This is a genomic window from uncultured Fibrella sp., assembly GCF_964250085.1.
GTDB lineage: Bacteria > Bacteroidota > Bacteroidia > Cytophagales > Spirosomataceae > Fibrella.
This window is the reverse complement of sequence record NZ_CAXUEC010000002.1, coordinates 944,425-960,461: the sequence shown is the minus strand read 5'-3', so window position 1 is coordinate 960,461 and position 16,037 is coordinate 944,425. Positions and strand designations below refer to the sequence as shown.

Genomic DNA, 16,037 nt, shown 5'->3' with positions numbered 1-16,037 from the left:
GAAGTCCGTGTTACGTTTTTCTATGAAAGCAATTAGCATTACCCAACCTGGAGATGAGTCTGTTCTACAACTCGAAGACCGGCCCATTCCACAACCTGCTCCTGATCAAGTGCTGATCCGGGTGCGGGCGGCGGGCGTGAACCGGAGTGATATTCACCAGCGCCGGGGCGGTTACGGGATGAATCCGGCGGGTCAGGTTCCGGGTCTTGAAGTGGCTGGCGTGATCGAACAGTGCGGGGCCGATGCTGGGCGTTGGCAGGTTGGTGAGGCGGTGTGCGCGCTGATCAGCGGCGGTGGCTATGCCGACTACGTGGCGGTCGATCACCGGCACTGCCTGCCCGTTCCGGCGCAACTTTCTTTCGTAGAAGCCGCCTCGTTGCCTGAAACCGTGCTGACGGTCTGGTCGACGGTTTTTCAGTGGGGACATCTGCGTAAGAGCGAAACCTTGCTTGTTCACGGTGGCAGCAGTGGCATCGGCGTTATGGCCATTCAGCTAGCCAACGTGTTTGGCTCGCCGGTGTATGCAACAGCGGGCAGCGACGAAAAATGTGCGGCCTGTGAGTCACTAGGCGCAACGCGCTGCATCAACTATAAAAAAGAGGACTTTGAACAGGCGCTTGGCGGCATAGGTATCAACGTGATCCTCGACATGGTGGGCGGCGACTATACCCCGAAAAACCTGCGGATACTGGCAACCGATGGACGGTTGATGTTTATCAATGCCATGCAGGGTGCCGATAGCCAGATTCATATTCCAACGCTGATGCAAAAGCGCATTACCATCAGTGGTAGTATGCTCAAGCCGCGCGATGATGCGTTCAAAGCCGCCCTGACTGCCGACGTGGAAGCGCAGGTCTGGCCGCTTTTGAACGATAGGCGACTGAAACCGATCGTGTATCGAACCTTTCCGCTGGCCGAGGCCGCTCAGGCGCAGGCGCTCATGGACAGTAGCGAACACATTGGCAAAATCGTACTGGAAGTGGCTGTGTAAAGCAGAACTTTCACACAAAAAGGATAGCAATAAAATTGCTTTTGTCAGGCCCTCCGACCAGGCGAAAGCAACGTACCTAAACTTCCTGTGCGTCGAAATACGCCTTTACTTTCTGCGCTTTGTCTTCACCGATCAATTCGGCGATAGCGGAAACATCGGCTTCTTTGATCTTTTTCACGCCTTTAAAGTGCGTCAGTAACTTACCGGCTGTCTTTTGGCCAATGCCTTCAATGCTCTCCAACTCGCTGATAAGGCTGTTCCGGCTGCGTTTATCGCGGTGATGCGTAATGCCAAACCGGTGCGCTTCGTCGCGGCACTGCTGAATAAGCTTCAACGATTCCGAGCGTTTGTCGAGGTACAGCGGTAGCGTATCTTCAGGAAAATAGATTTCTTCCAGCCGCTTGGCAATGCCTATAATCGGGATTTGGCCGTACAAATTCAGCGCCTTCAGGGCATCGCAGGCGGCGCTGAGTTGACCTTTGCCGCCATCGATAACGATCAGGTCGGGGAGGGGACCATCCTCTTCCAGCATCCGGCTATAGCGGCGGGTAACTACCTCGTGCATACTGGCGAAGTCGTTGGGGCCGATAACGGTCTTGATGCTATAATGCCGGTACTCTTTGTTTGCCGGCTTTCCATCAATGAAACATACCATAGCCGACACCGGGTTAGTGCCCTGAGTGTTCGAGTTATCGAAACACTCAATACGGCGGGGCAGGTTTTTAAGTTGCAAATCCTGCTTCAACTTAATAAGCACCCGGTCTTTCTTGCTCGAACTGGCCGTGGCTTCGGCAGCAGCCCTATCCTGACGCTCGCGCCGGAAGTAGAGCACGTTTTTCAGCGACATGTCCATCAGCTTGCGTTTATCGCCAATCTGCGGCACCGTTATTTCGGCTTTCAAATCAGTTTCCAGCGGAATATTGGTGATAATCTCCTTCGCCTGACTACCGTACTGATCCCGGAATTCGACGATCATCATCGTTAGTAAGTCAGCGTCGGTTTCTTCCAGTTTCTTCTTAATCTCGACCGTATGCGTTTGGATGATGGTGCCGTTTACCACCTTCATAAAGTTGACGTAGGCCGACACCTCGTCGGATGCAATTGTGAACACATCGGCATCCGCAATTTTCGGATTCACGACCGTTGATTTGCTCTGGAAGCGTTGCAACACATCAAGCTTATCCTTGTATTTCTGTGCCTGCTCAAAGGCCATTGTCCCCGCCGACTCGACCATGCGGTTCCTGAAATACTCCTGGGCTGGTTTAAGCTGTCCTTTCAGAATGGCGTGTATCTGCTCGATATCGGCATCATAATCGGCTTCTGCCTGTTTGCCTTCGCAGGGACCTTTGCAGTTGCCAATGTGGTATTCGAGACACACTTTATACTTACCCGCTTCGATGTTTTCGGGGGCCAGATTGTAGTTGCAGGTACGTAGGGTGAATAACTGGCTGAACATTTCCAGCACCGTGTACATCGGCTTCAGGTTGGCAAACGGACCATAGTACGTACCCTGCCCCCGCTCGATGCGGCGGGTGGTCACTACGCGGGGGAAATGCTCGTTCGTGACGCAGATAAATGGGTACGTCTTGTCATCGCGCAGTAGGATATTGTAGCGCGGCTGGTATCGTTTAATTAACTGGTTCTCAAGCAGAAGTGCATCGAATTCGGTATGAACAATAGTGAATTCGATCTTCCTGATCTGACTGACCAGCCGCTGCGTTTTTCGGTCATGCTGATTCGATTTGACGAAATAGCTGCTGACGCGATTCTTCAGATCCTTCGCTTTGCCAACATAGATAACCTCGCCCGTCGCATCGAAATACCGATACACGCCGGGCTCATGAGGCACCCTGGCCAATTCCTTTTTATAATCAAATTCTGGCATGATAAAGTAACGAACGTACCTGGCTAAAGGTTGCCCGTTTAACCCGTAACGTACCTGGGTCAGTTCAGAATTTCTTCTTCCTCGGTTGGGGCAATCTGCGGCGGAATGTAACGCTGGGCCGAGTCGATATAATAGCCGCCACAATCGACTTTGTAGCCGTTTGGTTTTAAAAATGGACCCGGTTTGTACTTGGTCAGCGATTTGTCGGCGTACACTTTTTGCATAAATAAAGCCCAGGCAGGCATGGCCAGGCGTGCACCCTGCCCAAAGGCAATATCTTTGAAGTGGATCGACCGCTCATCGCCGCCTACCCAAAGCCCCGATACCAGATTCTGTGTAATGCCCATGAACCAGCCATCGGAGAAGCTCGATGTCGTTCCTGTTTTGGCCGCAATCTGGTTGCCGTTTTCCAGCAACTTATACTGTCCACCCAGCCGGGCGGCCGTTCCGCCGGGGTCTTCGGTGGCTCCCCGCATCAGATAAAGCATGTCATAGGCTTTCTGGGCGCTGATCACCTGCACGGCATTCAGCGTGAAATTGTGCAGCACATTATCATTCTTGTCGGTAATCCGGTATACCGTGATCGGTTCAACGCGGTGACCACTGTTGGCAAAGGTGCAGTAAGCAGCCACCATGTCCATCACCGACACGTCGGCTGTACCCAGACAAAGGGTGGGGTTTTCCAGGAAACCGGTCGTGTCGATGCCCAGATCAGCCGCCGTCTTTTTAACTGCCGCCGCACCTGATTTTTTGATCAGTCGTGCCGACACGCTGTTGACCGACGCACCAATCGCCTCCCGCAATGATAAAGCACGCCCGCTGTACCGTCCGGTCGAGTTTTTGGGCGTCCAGGAGCGCGGGCCGTTGCCGTCTTCGTAAGCAGCAAAAGTCACCGGGCTGTCGGTGATGCGGTCGCAGGTGGTGAAGTAGTTGTTGTTCAGGGCAGTCAGGTACACAAACGGCTTGAAGGTCGAACCCGGCTGGCGTTTTCCCTGCGCCACGTGATCAAACTTCATGTGCCTGAAATTTATGCCGCCAACCCACGCCCGAACGTACCCAGTCGTGGGATCCATCGAAACGAAGCCGGTATGGAGCAGGCGTTTGTAGTACTTCAGGGAGTCGATCGGGCTCATCACCGTGTCTTTCTCCATGCGCCGGTTCGCGTAGGTGAAGACTTTCATCTTCACGGGCTTATTCAGTTCGCTCCATATTTTGGCTTTATCGTCACCGTAAACTTCCTTAAGCAACCTGTACCGGCTGGTCTTTTTTATCGCGGTATCAATAAAATTGGGCATTTCCTGCCATTGATTGGCTGCGTTCTTGAACACCCACGGATTACGCCCCCGCCATTGCTGGTAGAACTTTCCCTGTTGATCGCGCATGTTGGCCATCACCGCTTCTTCGGCGGCCTGTTGCATCCGCGAATCCAGCGTTGAGTAAATTTTCAGGCCGCTCGTGTACAGGTTCAGGTCTTTGCCGTTCTCCTGATTATACTGTTTGATCCAGCTTTTCAGGAAGTCCCGGATCGTGGCGCAGTAATACGGGGCTTTGTTCGTGTTCTGATTTTCGATGTTGAAGTCGAGTTTCAGTGGCTTGATCTTGTACGACACATACTGGTCGGTGGTCAGAAACTTGTACTTTTTCATCTGACTTAACACTACGTTCCGCCGCTCGCGCGCACGGTCTTCAAACACACGCGGGTCAAATAGCGACGGGTTTTTCAACATGCCGACGAGGGTCGCGCTTTCTTCGACGGATAGCTGCCAGGGTTCCCGGTTGAAGTAGGTTTTGGCCGCCGTTTTTATACCATACGTATTGTTACCGAACGACACCGTGTTCAGGTACATCATGATAATTTCCTGCTTGGTGTAATTGCGCTCAAGACGCACGGCCAGAATCCATTCTTTTGTTTTGGCAATCACCAGCCGGATAACCGGAAGATCGCCCAGAATGCCTTCGTATTTTTCCTCTCTGGTATTGAACAGGTTCTTGGCCGTTTGCTGCGTCAGCGTACTGCCACCTCCCGTACTGGCCGTATTCTGAAACGTAAGAATACCGGTAATAGCCCTGGCGATCGATCGGAAGTCGATGCCCGAATGCTTCATAAAACGGGCATCTTCGGTAGCCAGCAAGGCCGATATCACATTGGGCGACACCTGCGTAATATCGATAGGCGTCCGGTTTTCCAGATAAAATTTGCCCATTTGCGGCCCGTCGCTGAAGAAAATAGTCGATGCCTCCTGGCTCTTCGGATTCTCAAGTGCTTTCAGATCGGGCATACCGCCAAAAAGCCACAGAAAATTCACCGAGACGGCCAGTACGTACAGCACAATGGCAGCCAGCAGAATCAAAACGTATTTCCAGATTCGGGTAATGGTCGTGCGATACTGCCCGGAAGCAAATTCAATCATGGGTGGTTACTGAGTTCAATGTCTAAAAGTTCAAGTTTCAACGTATAGGTGCCAGCGTTAAGCTACAGGTTGGTACTGCCATTGGACATTGAACCCTGGCCGTTGAACTTTACCTTTATTTCCTTTTCGCCGTAAGCTGCTCGGCAGCGGCCTGGCGTTCTTTTATATGTGAAAGTAATGGACTCAGCGGATAATCGCGAACGAATTCGCCCAGGGCCTGCCGATACGCATCGACGCCCTGAACCCGGCCAATCAGGATAATTCGTAGCAGCGCCATCTTGTCGGCAATTTTTGAGCCGCCGAACGTACCCAGCGCAGCTTCTACGCGAGCCAGCGTTTCGGTGCTGTTGCCAGACTGGTACAACTCGTATAGCTTGGCGTAGGTTTGATTGGCCGCAATCTCATTCACACCACCTTTGCCCGTTTCGGTGCCGTTGGCCAGGGCCGAATTACTGGCCGCACTCAGCAGTCTAGCATACGATGAGGTCGGAAATTCAGTCAGTAATTTGTCGCGCCACGGCGAAGGCTTGCCCGCCTGTTCGGCCGCCAGATGCATCAGGTAATACGCTTCCGGCCGATAGCTTGAATTGGGGTAACGAACCAGCAACCGGTCAAGGGTGGCCATAGCCAGCAGCGGCTGGTCTAGCTGGAATTTGTACAGCTTGCCCTGCCGATAAAGAGCCGATTCGAGCAGATCGTTCGACTTTTGCAGGGCATCCGCCGAAAACGGAATTTGTCGATATAGATCGTCTTTCTTTGCTTTTCGCTGGTTCAGCGTATTCACCACGGGCGGGCGTGTTCCTGCCCCTGCTGCCGCCAGCGGCGTAGCCGGATTGGTGGCATTGGCGGGGTTGTTGCCGTTGAGCGCACTCGTCTCACTGGCAATAGCCTGCGAGGCATCTTTGTTCTGCCTGCGCCAGTCATCGGCGAGTGGACGGTTTCCCCAGACTTGCATAAATTCCTGTTTTCCCTGTGCCATCTGAACCGGGTTATACAATACCCAGCGGTCGTTGGGAGCCAGATCAGAATTGGTCGCCTGCGCACCCGACAGGTTGGTACGTCCTGTCACCTGTTTTGCCAGTTCGGCCTGGGCGGCGTCTTCTTTTTCGCGCTGGTCAATCAGTTTATCCAGCAACTGATCCAGCGCGGCGGGGTTCATTTGCGCCATTCGTTGCAGGCTATCTTCCCGGTCGATCGTGGTCTGGTTATTCACAAACTCATCGAGCGATTTCTTCCGGTTGGCCAGCGTAGTATACATGGCGTGATTCTGCGGCAGCAAGGCCAGCGAACTGTCGTAATACGCCTGCGCTTTGCCATAGTTGCGCTTCTTCTCGAAATACAGATTTCCCATTTCGGCATAGGTCAGCGGAACCTGTGCCGTATTACTGATCCCCGTCTGAATGGCCTTATTGAAGTTGACCAACGCCCGATCGTAGTTACCGCGACGGGCGTCGGCCTTGCCCATCGTAAAATAAATCTTGTCTTTCAGGTCCGAATTTTTTCGGTCGTTCAACATTTCCTCAAACCGCTCGGCATTACGAGCCAGTTGTTTTGGATCGTTGCCGTCGGCCTGCATCAGGTAGATGTTCGCGAAGAATTCCTGATCGTAATTAGGTCGGGTACGTAACACCTGCTGAAAATGCTCATTCGCCTGCGCTGCCTTTCCTGCCGACTCGTACAACTGGCCGGCAATCAGGTGAAGCCGGGCCGTAGCTTCCGACTTTTTCAGGAACGGGAATGTCGCGTCGAGAATACCCGCGGCGACCAGCGCCTCGCCTTTGCGCTGATGTAGATAGGCCTTTGTGAGGTAAAAGTCGCGGGTATTTTCTTTGTTCAGCGGTTGTGCCCGCAGGTATTCGGCAACAGTCAGGCCGTTCGGGAAATCGCCCGATTCGGTGTAGGCCCGCATCAGCAGAATCAGGGCTTCGTGCTTGTCGTCTTCGTCGGTTCCTTTCGTATTGACATACTTAAACACCTCAATGGCATTCGGTAGATCCTGCCGATACAGGCGGGTTTTGCCGATGAGTACATACGCATTATCCACCCACTTGCTGTTCTGATGCCGCTCGGCTACCAACGACGCTTTCTTGATGGCATCGTCGAGCTGCGGTCGAACCGGCTGGGTCGCGTTGGAATCAAGTGGCAGCAGGATGGGCAACGTTTCGTTATAGTTTTCCTGCCTGTTCTTAAACAGATACCGCTCCACTTCGTCGATGTCATCACGGGCCATGACGTACGCGTTAAAGTGAGCCGTCAGGTTATGATAGCCTTTACTAACAGAGCCGTTACTATGCTGCGAACAAGACCAGAATGCACCCGCCAGCCCGGCAATTAGGCCTAATGAAGCGATATAAGTAGGTCGGGAATGGTGCATACAAGGTAAAGAAGTTGTCGTTTGCCCATTTTCGGGACGTACCTTCGTGGAAGCGATAAAATAAGGGTAGATCAGTTTATAAATAAAACGAGCCTACTGCCAGTCAACGTATCGAATCCTGTGCCAGAAGGACGAAATTAGCTATTTTCCAACGATGAATCCACCAGAAAACCCAAACAAGCCATCTCAGGGTAACAGCGATGACCGTCGCCCGTCGGCTTTCGCGCAATACAGTGGCATTGGTATACAAATGCTGGGCACCATCGGCGTAGGGGTTTATGCCGGTATGAAACTCGATCAATGGCAGGGTAACAAAACGCCCGGCTGGACAATCGGGCTATCATTGTTCGCCATTTTCGCGTCGCTCTACCTTTTTATCAAACAACTGCCTAAAAACTAAGGCAAATAGTTTGCTAGTGTTAGCCAGATCAGCCATATTTTATTTGGTATTATAGGTCGTATGCATATTAAAACCAGGTTAATGGTATCGAAAAGAAAATATACAGCAAATGCGTGATTCTTTACTGTTAACGGCTTTCTTAGGAATTGTATTTTTTGTAGCTGACCGATTCTACAAACCAAACTGGCTGCATCCGTATTGGCCCTATTTGCTGCTCTTCTATACCATGCTGTCGGTGTTACTCCACCGGCTGATGAGTTTCGTAAAAGACCCAAAATCAGCGCAATTCACCACTTTCTTCCTGGCATTTACTACCGCCAAACTAATTTTAAGCCTGGCCTTTATGGGCGTTATGCTCTACAACAACGTACCTGGCCGTAAAATCTTCGTTCTGAGCTTTCTTGGATTGTATTTAGTTTACACCAGTTTTGAAATCTACGGCCTTACGCGTAAATTGCGGCGCGATTCGTAGAAACGCTTACTTATTTCATATGATGAGTTCGTCAATTAAGAGATTTTTGCTCGCTTTTGCCCTTTTGTTCAGCACCGTAGCGGGTGCATTTGCGCAGGATCACGCCGCCGAGGGTGGCCATGAAACCCACGCTGAAGAGAAAAAAGGATTTAAGGTTGGTGATATGATCACTCACCACATCAGCGACGATAAAGGCTGGGAGTTCGCCCACGGACTCACATTACCACTACCCGTTATTTTATATTCAGCCGATCGGGGCGTTGAGGTTTTTTCATCATCACGTCTGGCTCACGGTGAAGTATACAACGGGTATAAGCTGGAACATGGCCACGTTGAGCGGGTCGATGAAGCCGGTAAGCCGCTGGAAGACGTACACGTGCGTGACTTCTCGATCTCAAAGAACGTAGCGTCGCTGCTGCTCAGTGCGATCATCCTGCTTTTCGTTTTTACATCAATCGCCAAAAGTTATACCGTCAACAAAGGAAAGGCACCCAAAGGCCTTCAGTCGCTTTTGGAGCCGATTGTAATGTTTGTTCGTGACGAGATCGCGAAGCCGAACCTGGGTCCAAAGTACGAGAAGTACTTGCCTTATCTGCTTACGTTGTTCTTCTTCATCCTGGTAAACAATCTGCTTGGTTTGTTGCCAGGTGCCGCCAACCTGACCGGAAACATTGCCGTTACAATGGTGTTGGCCCTTATTACCTTCTTCGTTACCAATTTCAGCGGAAACAAGCACTACTGGATGCACCTGGTAAAACCTACGGGTGTGCCTGTGGCCCTGTTGCCGATCATGATTCCGGTCGAGATTGTTGGTTTATTCATGAAGCCATTATCGTTGATGATCCGGTTATTTGCTAACATCACCGCCGGTCACATTATCATTCTGGCCCTGCTTTCGCTGATCTTCATCGCTGGTCAGGCAAGTGCCGGTACGGGGTATGGTGTCAGCTTGATCGTTGTTCCCTTTACGCTTTTCATGAACCTGATCGAATTGCTGGTGGCTTTCCTGCAAGCATTCATCTTTACCCTCCTCACGTCGATGTATATCGGCAGCGCCATTGAAGATCATCACGAAGCCGATCATGGCATCGGTTACGAAGGTCCCGGCGACGAGATAGGGTAGTTTTTAATTTGCTTTCTTTTGTTTCTTTTTCACATATAAATCTGTTTGAAGATGTTAGCTTTCATGCTGTCAATCTTATTGGAAGCAACTGGTAGTGTAGCCATTATGGGTGCCGCTATTGGTGCTGGTCTGGCCGCTATTGGTGCTGGTCTTGGTATTGGTCGTATCGGTGGTAGCGCGATGGAGGGCATTGCCCGCCAGCCAGAAGCTGCCGGTCGTATCCAGACCGCCATGCTGATCATTGCCGCCCTGATCGAGGCCGTGGCTCTGTTCGCTGCCGTTATCTGTCTGCTGGTTGCCCTGGCTTAATCGCTTGGTTATCAGTACGTGTCCTGTCTGAGCATTAGGCGACGACGCACGGGATACACCGAATTTTTAGCTAGCCTGCCAATTGGGGTTGCCGTTGGCAGGCTACTATCAAAACAAAAGAGAGCCTATTATTTCTTGACTCATTACGCTAATTTATAATTTACTATGAACCTGCTTACCCCCGACATTGGCCTGTTAGTTTGGCAAGTAGTCATTTTTGGTTTACTGTTTTTTCTTCTCCGCAAATTTGCCTGGGGACCAATTACCGATAGCCTGAAAGAGCGCGAAAACAGCATTCAGGGTGCCCTTGACCTCGCCGAAAAAACGCGCGGAGAGATGGCCAAACTGAAATCGGAAAACGAGCAGATTCTGGCTCAGGCCCGGATCGAGCGCGACACGATTCTACGTGGTGCCAAGGAAACTGCCGACAAGATGGTTGCCGACGCCCGCGATAAAGCCGCCGCTGAAGGGCAGCGTATGCTGGAACAGGCTCGTGACGCCATGCAAAACGAACGTCAGGCACTGGTGGCTTCGATGAAGAAAGACGTGGTTAACCTGTCGATTGAAGTGGCTGAGAAAGTACTGCGTCGCGAACTGACAGACAAGGCGTCTCAGGAGAAACTGGTACAGGACCTAGTGTCTTCATCACGGTTAAACTAAACGGTAGTAAACGATGGCTATTTCAACGGTTGCTGCCCGGTACGCCAAGTCACTCATTGACTTGGCCCAGGAAAAAGGCATTGTGGAAGAGATGTATGGCGACATGCTCTATTTCCAGCGTACAATTTCCGAGAACCGCGCTTTAGGGGTGCTGCTCAAGAACCCGATTGTGCGTAACGCGAAAAAATGGAATATCATCAACGCGGTATTTGGTAGCAAGCTGAACCCGATGACGATGTCGTTCTTTCATATCGTCGCCCAGAAAGGCCGCGATAATATCCTGGAAGATATTGCCGTCGCTTTCTGTACCCAGTTCGATAAACTGAAAGGTGTTGAACGGGCTACGGTGATCACAACCGTGCCACTGACCGAAGAACTGCGCAAACAGCTAAAGGCGAAAGTGCAGACTCTGACAGGCGGCAAAAGTGTTGAACTCGACGAAAAGCAGGACGCTAAACTCATCGGCGGGTATGTCCTGCGTGTAGGCGACCAGCAAATCGACGCGTCGCTTCGAACCCAGTTGAATGACCTTCGACTGAAGTTTATGAACTAACGATTGACTGCATTACAGGCAAAAGCCGCCCCGGTCTGGGGCGGCTTTTGTATTTTTGTGGGTAATATGTTCAGGCAAACGTACCTGAGAGGGCCTCGCTAAAAGCTCAATGTCAGCAACATAACTACCTTCTTCATCACTTTTCTGATCGGTTTATTCATTCACGTACCCAGCTTACTTAGTGATTATCCCCCTTGCCCACCGCGCCAATCAGGCACAGGAATATTATTTCTCCATCAAACTCGCCGAAGTACGCAAGTTACAGGCGGCAGGTCACGATGTGATCAATATCGGTATTGGCAATCCCGATATGATGCCGTCTGAAGCAACCGTAGCGACGCTTTCAGAAACAGCCCGGCTCCCGACCGCACATGGCTATCAATCGTACAAAGGTATTCCCGCGCTCCGTCAGGGAATAGCCGATTATTATGCCCATACCTACGGCGTTACGCTGGATCCGGAAGCCGAATTGTTGCCGATGATTGGCTCAAAAGAAGCGATCACGCACCTTTCGTTGACGTTTTTGAATGAAGGCGATGAGGTGATGGTGCCCGAGCTAGGGTATCCGGCGTATCGGGCTGTAAGTCAGATGGTGGGCGCAAACGTGGTTGAATACACCTTGCTAGAGCATCAAGGCTGGCAACCGGACTGGCAGCAGATGGCCGACCAGCTAACGGAACGTACCCGGATCATCTGGCTGAACTACCCGCATATGCCTACGGGCGCACCCGCTACGCAGCGCCTTTTCGAGGAAGCCGTCCGGTTTGCGCAGGACCACAAGGTGCTGTTGTGTCATGATAATCCTTATAGCCTGGTGCTAAACAAAAAAGCGCCGATTAGCCTGCTTTCCATAGACGGAGCTAAAGAGGTGGCCGTCGAGTTGAATTCGATGAGCAAGTCGCACAATATGGCTGGCTGGCGTGTTGGCTGGCTGGCTGGCGCGAAACCGTATATTGATGCAGTACTGACCATCAAAAGTAACGTCGATTCGGGCATGTTTCTGGCGCTACAACAAGCGGCGGCAACGGCTTTACAAAACTCTGACGAATGGCATGCCGAACGCAACGCCGTGTATCAGGGCCGCCTGGAAGCCGCTTATTCGTTTCTGGATACGCTGGGGTGCACGTATGCCCGTGACCAGGAAGGTATGTTCCTGTGGGCTAAACTGCCTGACAGTATTCCATCAGCCGAGGCTCTGGTCGATGATCTGCTATACAATAAACACATTTTCATTGCCCCAGGCCTGATCTTCGGTCCTAAAGGAAACCGCTACATCCGGGTATCGCTCTGTATGCCGAAAGAACGGATTGAGCAGGCTGTAAACCGATTACTCTTATGACAATTACAATCGTTGGTGTTGGCTTGCTTGGTGGCTCATTTGCCTTAGCTGTTCGCGATAAATACCCCAAAGCACGCTTCATCGGCGTCGACGCCTCAGCCGTACATGGCCAACTAGCCCTGGCGAAAGGCATTGTCGATGAGATGATGCTGCTGGACGAAGCCGTTGCCCAAAGCACGTTGGTTGTACTGGCCACACCTGTAAATACCATCCTGAACCTACTGCCAGCCGTTCTCGATCAACTGCCCGCCAACGGTACTGTGCTGGACTTGGGATCAACCAAGGAGGGAATCTGTGCGTTGGCTGATCTGCATCCGAAACGTACCCAGTTTGTAGCAGCACACCCAATGGCGGGCACGGAGAACTCAGGCCCTGGTGCGGCTTTTCGGGAATTATTACCGGGTAAAAACCTGATCATCTGCGACCGGGAGAAAAGCCAGTCCGATAGCCTGAGCCTGGTAGAAGCCATGTTCAGCGATATCGGTATGAAACTGTTCTACATGACTCCACAAGAGCATGACCTGCATCTGGCCTATGTATCGCACCTTAGTCATATCAGCGCGTTTGCCCTAGGACTGACGGTACTGGAAAAAGAGAAAGACGAGCAGGCGATTTTTGATATGGCAAGCACAGGTTTTAGCAGTACCGTCCGGCTGGCCAAAAGCTCACCTCAAATGTGGGCACCGATTTTTGATCAAAACCGCGACAACGTCTCGCAGGCGCTGGCCGACTACATCGACTTCCTGCAACGCTTCAAAGCCGTGATCGACGAACGGAACGTACCTGGCTCGCTCGATTTCATGGCCCGCGCCAACGTCATCCGCCGCGTGCTGGAAGGTATCGAGAAGCGGTAGAACCGGGAGAAATAGATTATTGTTTTTTGCGAGTAATCAAGAAGAAAAGGAATCAACCTAATAGATTATGCAACCTACTCCTAACCGGCCTGCCGATCGCGTTATGCTTCGCATAGACCCCGTCAAAAAAGAAGCGTTTTTGCAAATGCTCCAGCTATTCGATTTCGTAGAAGTTGAAACGCTGGAAAAGCAGGTAAGCCGCTACGTTCAAAATGCGCCTGCAGATGTACCGCTAACCGACGATGACATTATGCATGAGGTATTGGCGGTACGTAAGCGTAAGAAACGGGCATGAACGTAGCCTTTGATGCTAATATCTGGATTAGTTTCACTATTGGTAAGCACTTGGGCATATTGAGCCATATAGTACTCGATGAAGCTTATTCGGATGTCCTCAATATTCATGGTTGCCCCGAAATCCTGACTGAGTATATCACAGTCATAAAACGGCCGAAATTACGGAAGTATATAAAGCCGGAGCGGGTACAGGAAACACTGGACCTCATTGCCCGTGTAACAAAAATCACTATCTGACGCGTGTCGTTAGCGGATCACGCGATGCTAAGGATAACTATTTACTAGCACTCGCTGAAACCGTGCCACTTGATTATCTGATAACTGGTGATCGTGACCTACTGGTACTCGAACAATGGCAGCAGACTCAAATTATCTCATTTGCTGATTTTATCAACCTGATTGGTAAGGCTAGTTAACTCAGAATTACTTCGCTTTACAAGACTAAATTTTCAGGTGGGGAGACTTTGTCTTAGCTATATTTTTGTAACAACCTGCTCAACCACTTTGACTCGCCCGTTTTGATAAAAACCGAGATAACGTCTCGCAGGCTCTGGCCGATTACATCGACTTCCTGCAACGCTTCAAAGCCGTGATCGACGAACGGAACGTACCTGGCTCGCTCGATTTCATGGCCCGCGCCAACGTCATCCGCCGCGTGCTGGAAGGCATCGAGAAACGGTAAGATAAACGTTCATGGTGCCATTAGGAGTGAACTTCGTGAAAGAAAAAACCGATTGTTGAAAACAGTTGTTGGTATTGACTAGTAAAGTAAAGAAGGCCTGAGTACGGGCCTTATAAAGTCAACAACCAACACCCATGCAGTCCGCAACAACTGAACAACCCGCCACAGCCTCTGGAACCATCACGCTCGGCGGCGATTTAACCGTAAACCGAATGGGCTACGGTGCCATGCGAATCACTGGCGAAGGCATCTGGGGGCCACCCAAAGACCGCGATGAAGCCCTGCGTGTCTTGAAACGGTGCCTCGACCTGGGCATTAATTTTATCGACACCGCCGATAGCTACGGTCCATTTGTGTCGGAAGAGTTAATTGCCGAAGCCCTGCATCCCTACGCCGAAGGCCTTGTCGTGGCCACGAAAGGCGCTTTGCTCCGCACCGGTCCGAATCAGTGGCCAGTCGACGGCAGCCGGAAGCATCTGGAAGAGGCGTTGAACGGAAGTCTGAAACGCCTGAAAGTAGAGCAGATCGACCTGTATCAGCTACACCGTTTCGACGATAAAGTGCCCTCTGAAGAATACCTGGGCTTTTTGAGAGAAGCGCAGCAACAGGGCAAGATCAAACACATTGGCCTGTCAGAAGTCGACGTGGAGCAGATTAAAGAGGCGCAGCAGTATTTCGAGGTAGTGTCGGTGCAGAACATGTACAGCTTCGGCCAGCAAAAGTGGAACCCGACGCTAAAATTCTGCGAAGAGCAAAACATCGCCTTCATTCCGTGGTATCCGTTGGGCGGCGGTAATCTGAAAGATGAAGAAGCCGTTCATCGTGTGGCTGCGCGTCACGGTGTCAGTGAATACCAAATTGCACTAGCCTGGTTATTGGCTGCTTCGCCAATGATGTTACTGATTCCAGGTACGTCGTCGGTGAAACACCTGGAAGAAAATACGAAAGCAGCTACGATTAAGCTGACGGAGGAAGACCTTCAGGATATGCCCTTGCCACAATAAGTCAAGGTAAGATGCTCGATAAGGCATAAACAAGAAAAGGAGACGTTTAAAACGTCTCCTTTTCTTGTTTGTAGAGAATTCACTGAATCTATTTCGACTTCAGGCTTTCCATTTTCTCACGTGATGCCTTCAACTCCGACAACTGCTTGGTCAGGTCTTCTTTGATATACGCAGGCAGATGATCTTTCTCAACCGCTTCCGCGTAAGCTTCCACGGCCGCGTCTTCGCCAAACGTCACTGAGCTTAATACGGTATCGCGGTCTTTACCTGTAAGTGCTGATTTAATATCGATCCAGGCGCGGTGAATTTTGCTGCTCACATCGGTCGACGTGGCCTCAGTAACAGCCGAACCGTCAATGCGTACAATATGGTCGGCCAGTTGGCTACGGAAGTTCTGGCTCTGCACAATCATCTCGTTGAAAAGGTGATCTAACTGGGTGTCTTCCGTGTCTTCCACGGCTTTCATGTAGCCCTGAATCCGGTCGTTATTAATTTTTACTAATTCGTTGAGGTCGTCAACAATCTCTTCGTTCTTAATCATGACTAACGCTGATTGAATGGTTTAAACACTTGTAGGAAAAACCATGTCGGCGGGGCAATGTTCAAAAAAAGCCGTCCGGCTTATTAACCGGGCGGCTTTCGGGAAGTTGATTTGTAGGTGTATTGCTTACGCGAGGCGGGCG

General features: G+C 51.1%; 16 protein-coding genes and 1 pseudogene. 13 read left to right on the top strand and 4 right to left on the bottom strand.

Annotation, left to right across the window (positions count from 1 at the left end; translation table 11 throughout):
• The first annotated feature begins 22 nt into the window (after positions 1 to 22).
• Complete coding sequence (locus ACFE8Q_RS09490; RefSeq protein ID WP_375445129.1) at positions 23 to 991, top strand: NAD(P)H-quinone oxidoreductase; 969 nt, start codon at positions 23 to 25, stop codon at positions 989 to 991.
• A gap of 76 nt (positions 992 to 1,067) precedes the next feature.
• Here the strand turns inward: ACFE8Q_RS09490 and uvrC are convergent, their stop codons facing one another.
• The 3 genes from uvrC to ACFE8Q_RS09475 all read right to left on the bottom strand — a co-directional run bounded on the left by uvrC (position 1,068) and on the right by ACFE8Q_RS09475 (position 7,661).
• The gene (gene uvrC / locus ACFE8Q_RS09485; RefSeq protein ID WP_375445128.1) at positions 1,068 to 2,876 is read right to left on the bottom strand and encodes an excinuclease ABC subunit UvrC; all 1,809 of its coding nucleotides are present in this window, start codon (positions 2,874 to 2,876) and stop codon (positions 1,068 to 1,070) included.
• 59 nt (positions 2,877 to 2,935) lie between these two features.
• A complete protein-coding gene (locus ACFE8Q_RS09480) occupies positions 2,936 to 5,287 on the bottom strand; it encodes a penicillin-binding protein 1A (protein WP_375445127.1) in 2,352 nt (783 codons plus the stop codon).
• Between the two features lie 115 nt (positions 5,288 to 5,402).
• Complete coding sequence (locus ACFE8Q_RS09475) at positions 5,403 to 7,661, bottom strand: tetratricopeptide repeat protein (RefSeq protein ID WP_375445126.1); 2,259 nt, start codon at positions 7,659 to 7,661, stop codon at positions 5,403 to 5,405.
• A 154-nt stretch (positions 7,662 to 7,815) separates the two neighbouring features.
• Between ACFE8Q_RS09475 and ACFE8Q_RS09470 the strand changes: the two genes are divergently transcribed.
• From ACFE8Q_RS09470 to ACFE8Q_RS09415, 12 genes and pseudogenes are all read left to right on the top strand, one after another.
• Complete coding sequence (locus tag ACFE8Q_RS09470) at positions 7,816 to 8,061, top strand: AtpZ/AtpI family protein (protein ID WP_375445125.1); 246 nt, start codon at positions 7,816 to 7,818, stop codon at positions 8,059 to 8,061.
• A gap of 109 nt (positions 8,062 to 8,170) precedes the next feature.
• Positions 8,171 to 8,533 (top strand): hypothetical protein, encoded by a 363-nt coding sequence (locus tag ACFE8Q_RS09465; RefSeq protein ID WP_375445124.1) that lies wholly within the window; start codon positions 8,171 to 8,173, stop codon positions 8,531 to 8,533.
• Positions 8,534 to 8,552: 19 nt separating this feature from the next.
• Positions 8,553 to 9,656, top strand: a complete 1,104-nt coding sequence (gene atpB / locus ACFE8Q_RS09460; RefSeq protein WP_375445123.1) for a F0F1 ATP synthase subunit A — start codon at positions 8,553 to 8,555, stop codon at positions 9,654 to 9,656.
• A 63-nt stretch (positions 9,657 to 9,719) separates the two neighbouring features.
• The gene (atpE, locus tag ACFE8Q_RS09455) at positions 9,720 to 9,965 is read left to right on the top strand and encodes an ATP synthase F0 subunit C (RefSeq protein ID WP_370723402.1); all 246 of its coding nucleotides are present in this window, start codon (positions 9,720 to 9,722) and stop codon (positions 9,963 to 9,965) included.
• Positions 9,966 to 10,130: 165 nt separating this feature from the next.
• Positions 10,131 to 10,625 carry a F0F1 ATP synthase subunit B gene (gene atpF / locus ACFE8Q_RS09450; protein WP_375445122.1) on the top strand — a complete coding sequence of 165 codons (495 nt, stop codon included), beginning with the start codon at positions 10,131 to 10,133 and terminating at the stop codon, positions 10,623 to 10,625.
• A 13-nt stretch (positions 10,626 to 10,638) separates the two neighbouring features.
• Positions 10,639 to 11,178, top strand: a complete 540-nt coding sequence (gene atpH, locus ACFE8Q_RS09445; protein ID WP_375445121.1) for an ATP synthase F1 subunit delta — start codon at positions 10,639 to 10,641, stop codon at positions 11,176 to 11,178.
• Between the two features lie 181 nt (positions 11,179 to 11,359).
• Positions 11,360 to 12,517: a pyridoxal phosphate-dependent aminotransferase gene (locus ACFE8Q_RS09440; protein WP_375445120.1), complete on the top strand. Its 1,158-nt coding sequence runs from the start codon at positions 11,360 to 11,362 to the stop codon at positions 12,515 to 12,517.
• A complete protein-coding gene (locus tag ACFE8Q_RS09435) occupies positions 12,514 to 13,371 on the top strand; it encodes a prephenate dehydrogenase (RefSeq protein WP_375445119.1) in 858 nt (285 codons plus the stop codon). The genes ACFE8Q_RS09440 and ACFE8Q_RS09435 overlap by 4 nt, the downstream gene beginning before the upstream one ends.
• A gap of 67 nt (positions 13,372 to 13,438) precedes the next feature.
• The gene (locus ACFE8Q_RS09430; protein ID WP_375445118.1) at positions 13,439 to 13,666 is read left to right on the top strand and encodes a hypothetical protein; all 228 of its coding nucleotides are present in this window, start codon (positions 13,439 to 13,441) and stop codon (positions 13,664 to 13,666) included.
• Positions 13,663 to 13,905 (top strand): putative toxin-antitoxin system toxin component, PIN family, encoded by a 243-nt coding sequence (locus tag ACFE8Q_RS09425; protein WP_375445117.1) that lies wholly within the window; start codon positions 13,663 to 13,665, stop codon positions 13,903 to 13,905. Before ACFE8Q_RS09430 ends, ACFE8Q_RS09425 begins: the two co-directional genes overlap by 4 nt.
• A gap of 280 nt (positions 13,906 to 14,185) precedes the next feature.
• Positions 14,186 to 14,350: pseudogene (locus ACFE8Q_RS09420) on the top strand (prephenate dehydrogenase); the annotation flags it as partial.
• A gap of 134 nt (positions 14,351 to 14,484) precedes the next feature.
• The gene (locus ACFE8Q_RS09415) at positions 14,485 to 15,354 is read left to right on the top strand and encodes an aldo/keto reductase (protein WP_375445116.1); all 870 of its coding nucleotides are present in this window, start codon (positions 14,485 to 14,487) and stop codon (positions 15,352 to 15,354) included.
• Between the two features lie 88 nt (positions 15,355 to 15,442).
• On the opposite strand, the gene ACFE8Q_RS09410 is transcribed toward ACFE8Q_RS09415, so the two are convergent.
• Complete coding sequence (locus ACFE8Q_RS09410; RefSeq protein WP_375445115.1) at positions 15,443 to 15,895, bottom strand: PA2169 family four-helix-bundle protein; 453 nt, start codon at positions 15,893 to 15,895, stop codon at positions 15,443 to 15,445.
• Positions 15,896 to 16,037: the final 142 nt, after the last annotated feature.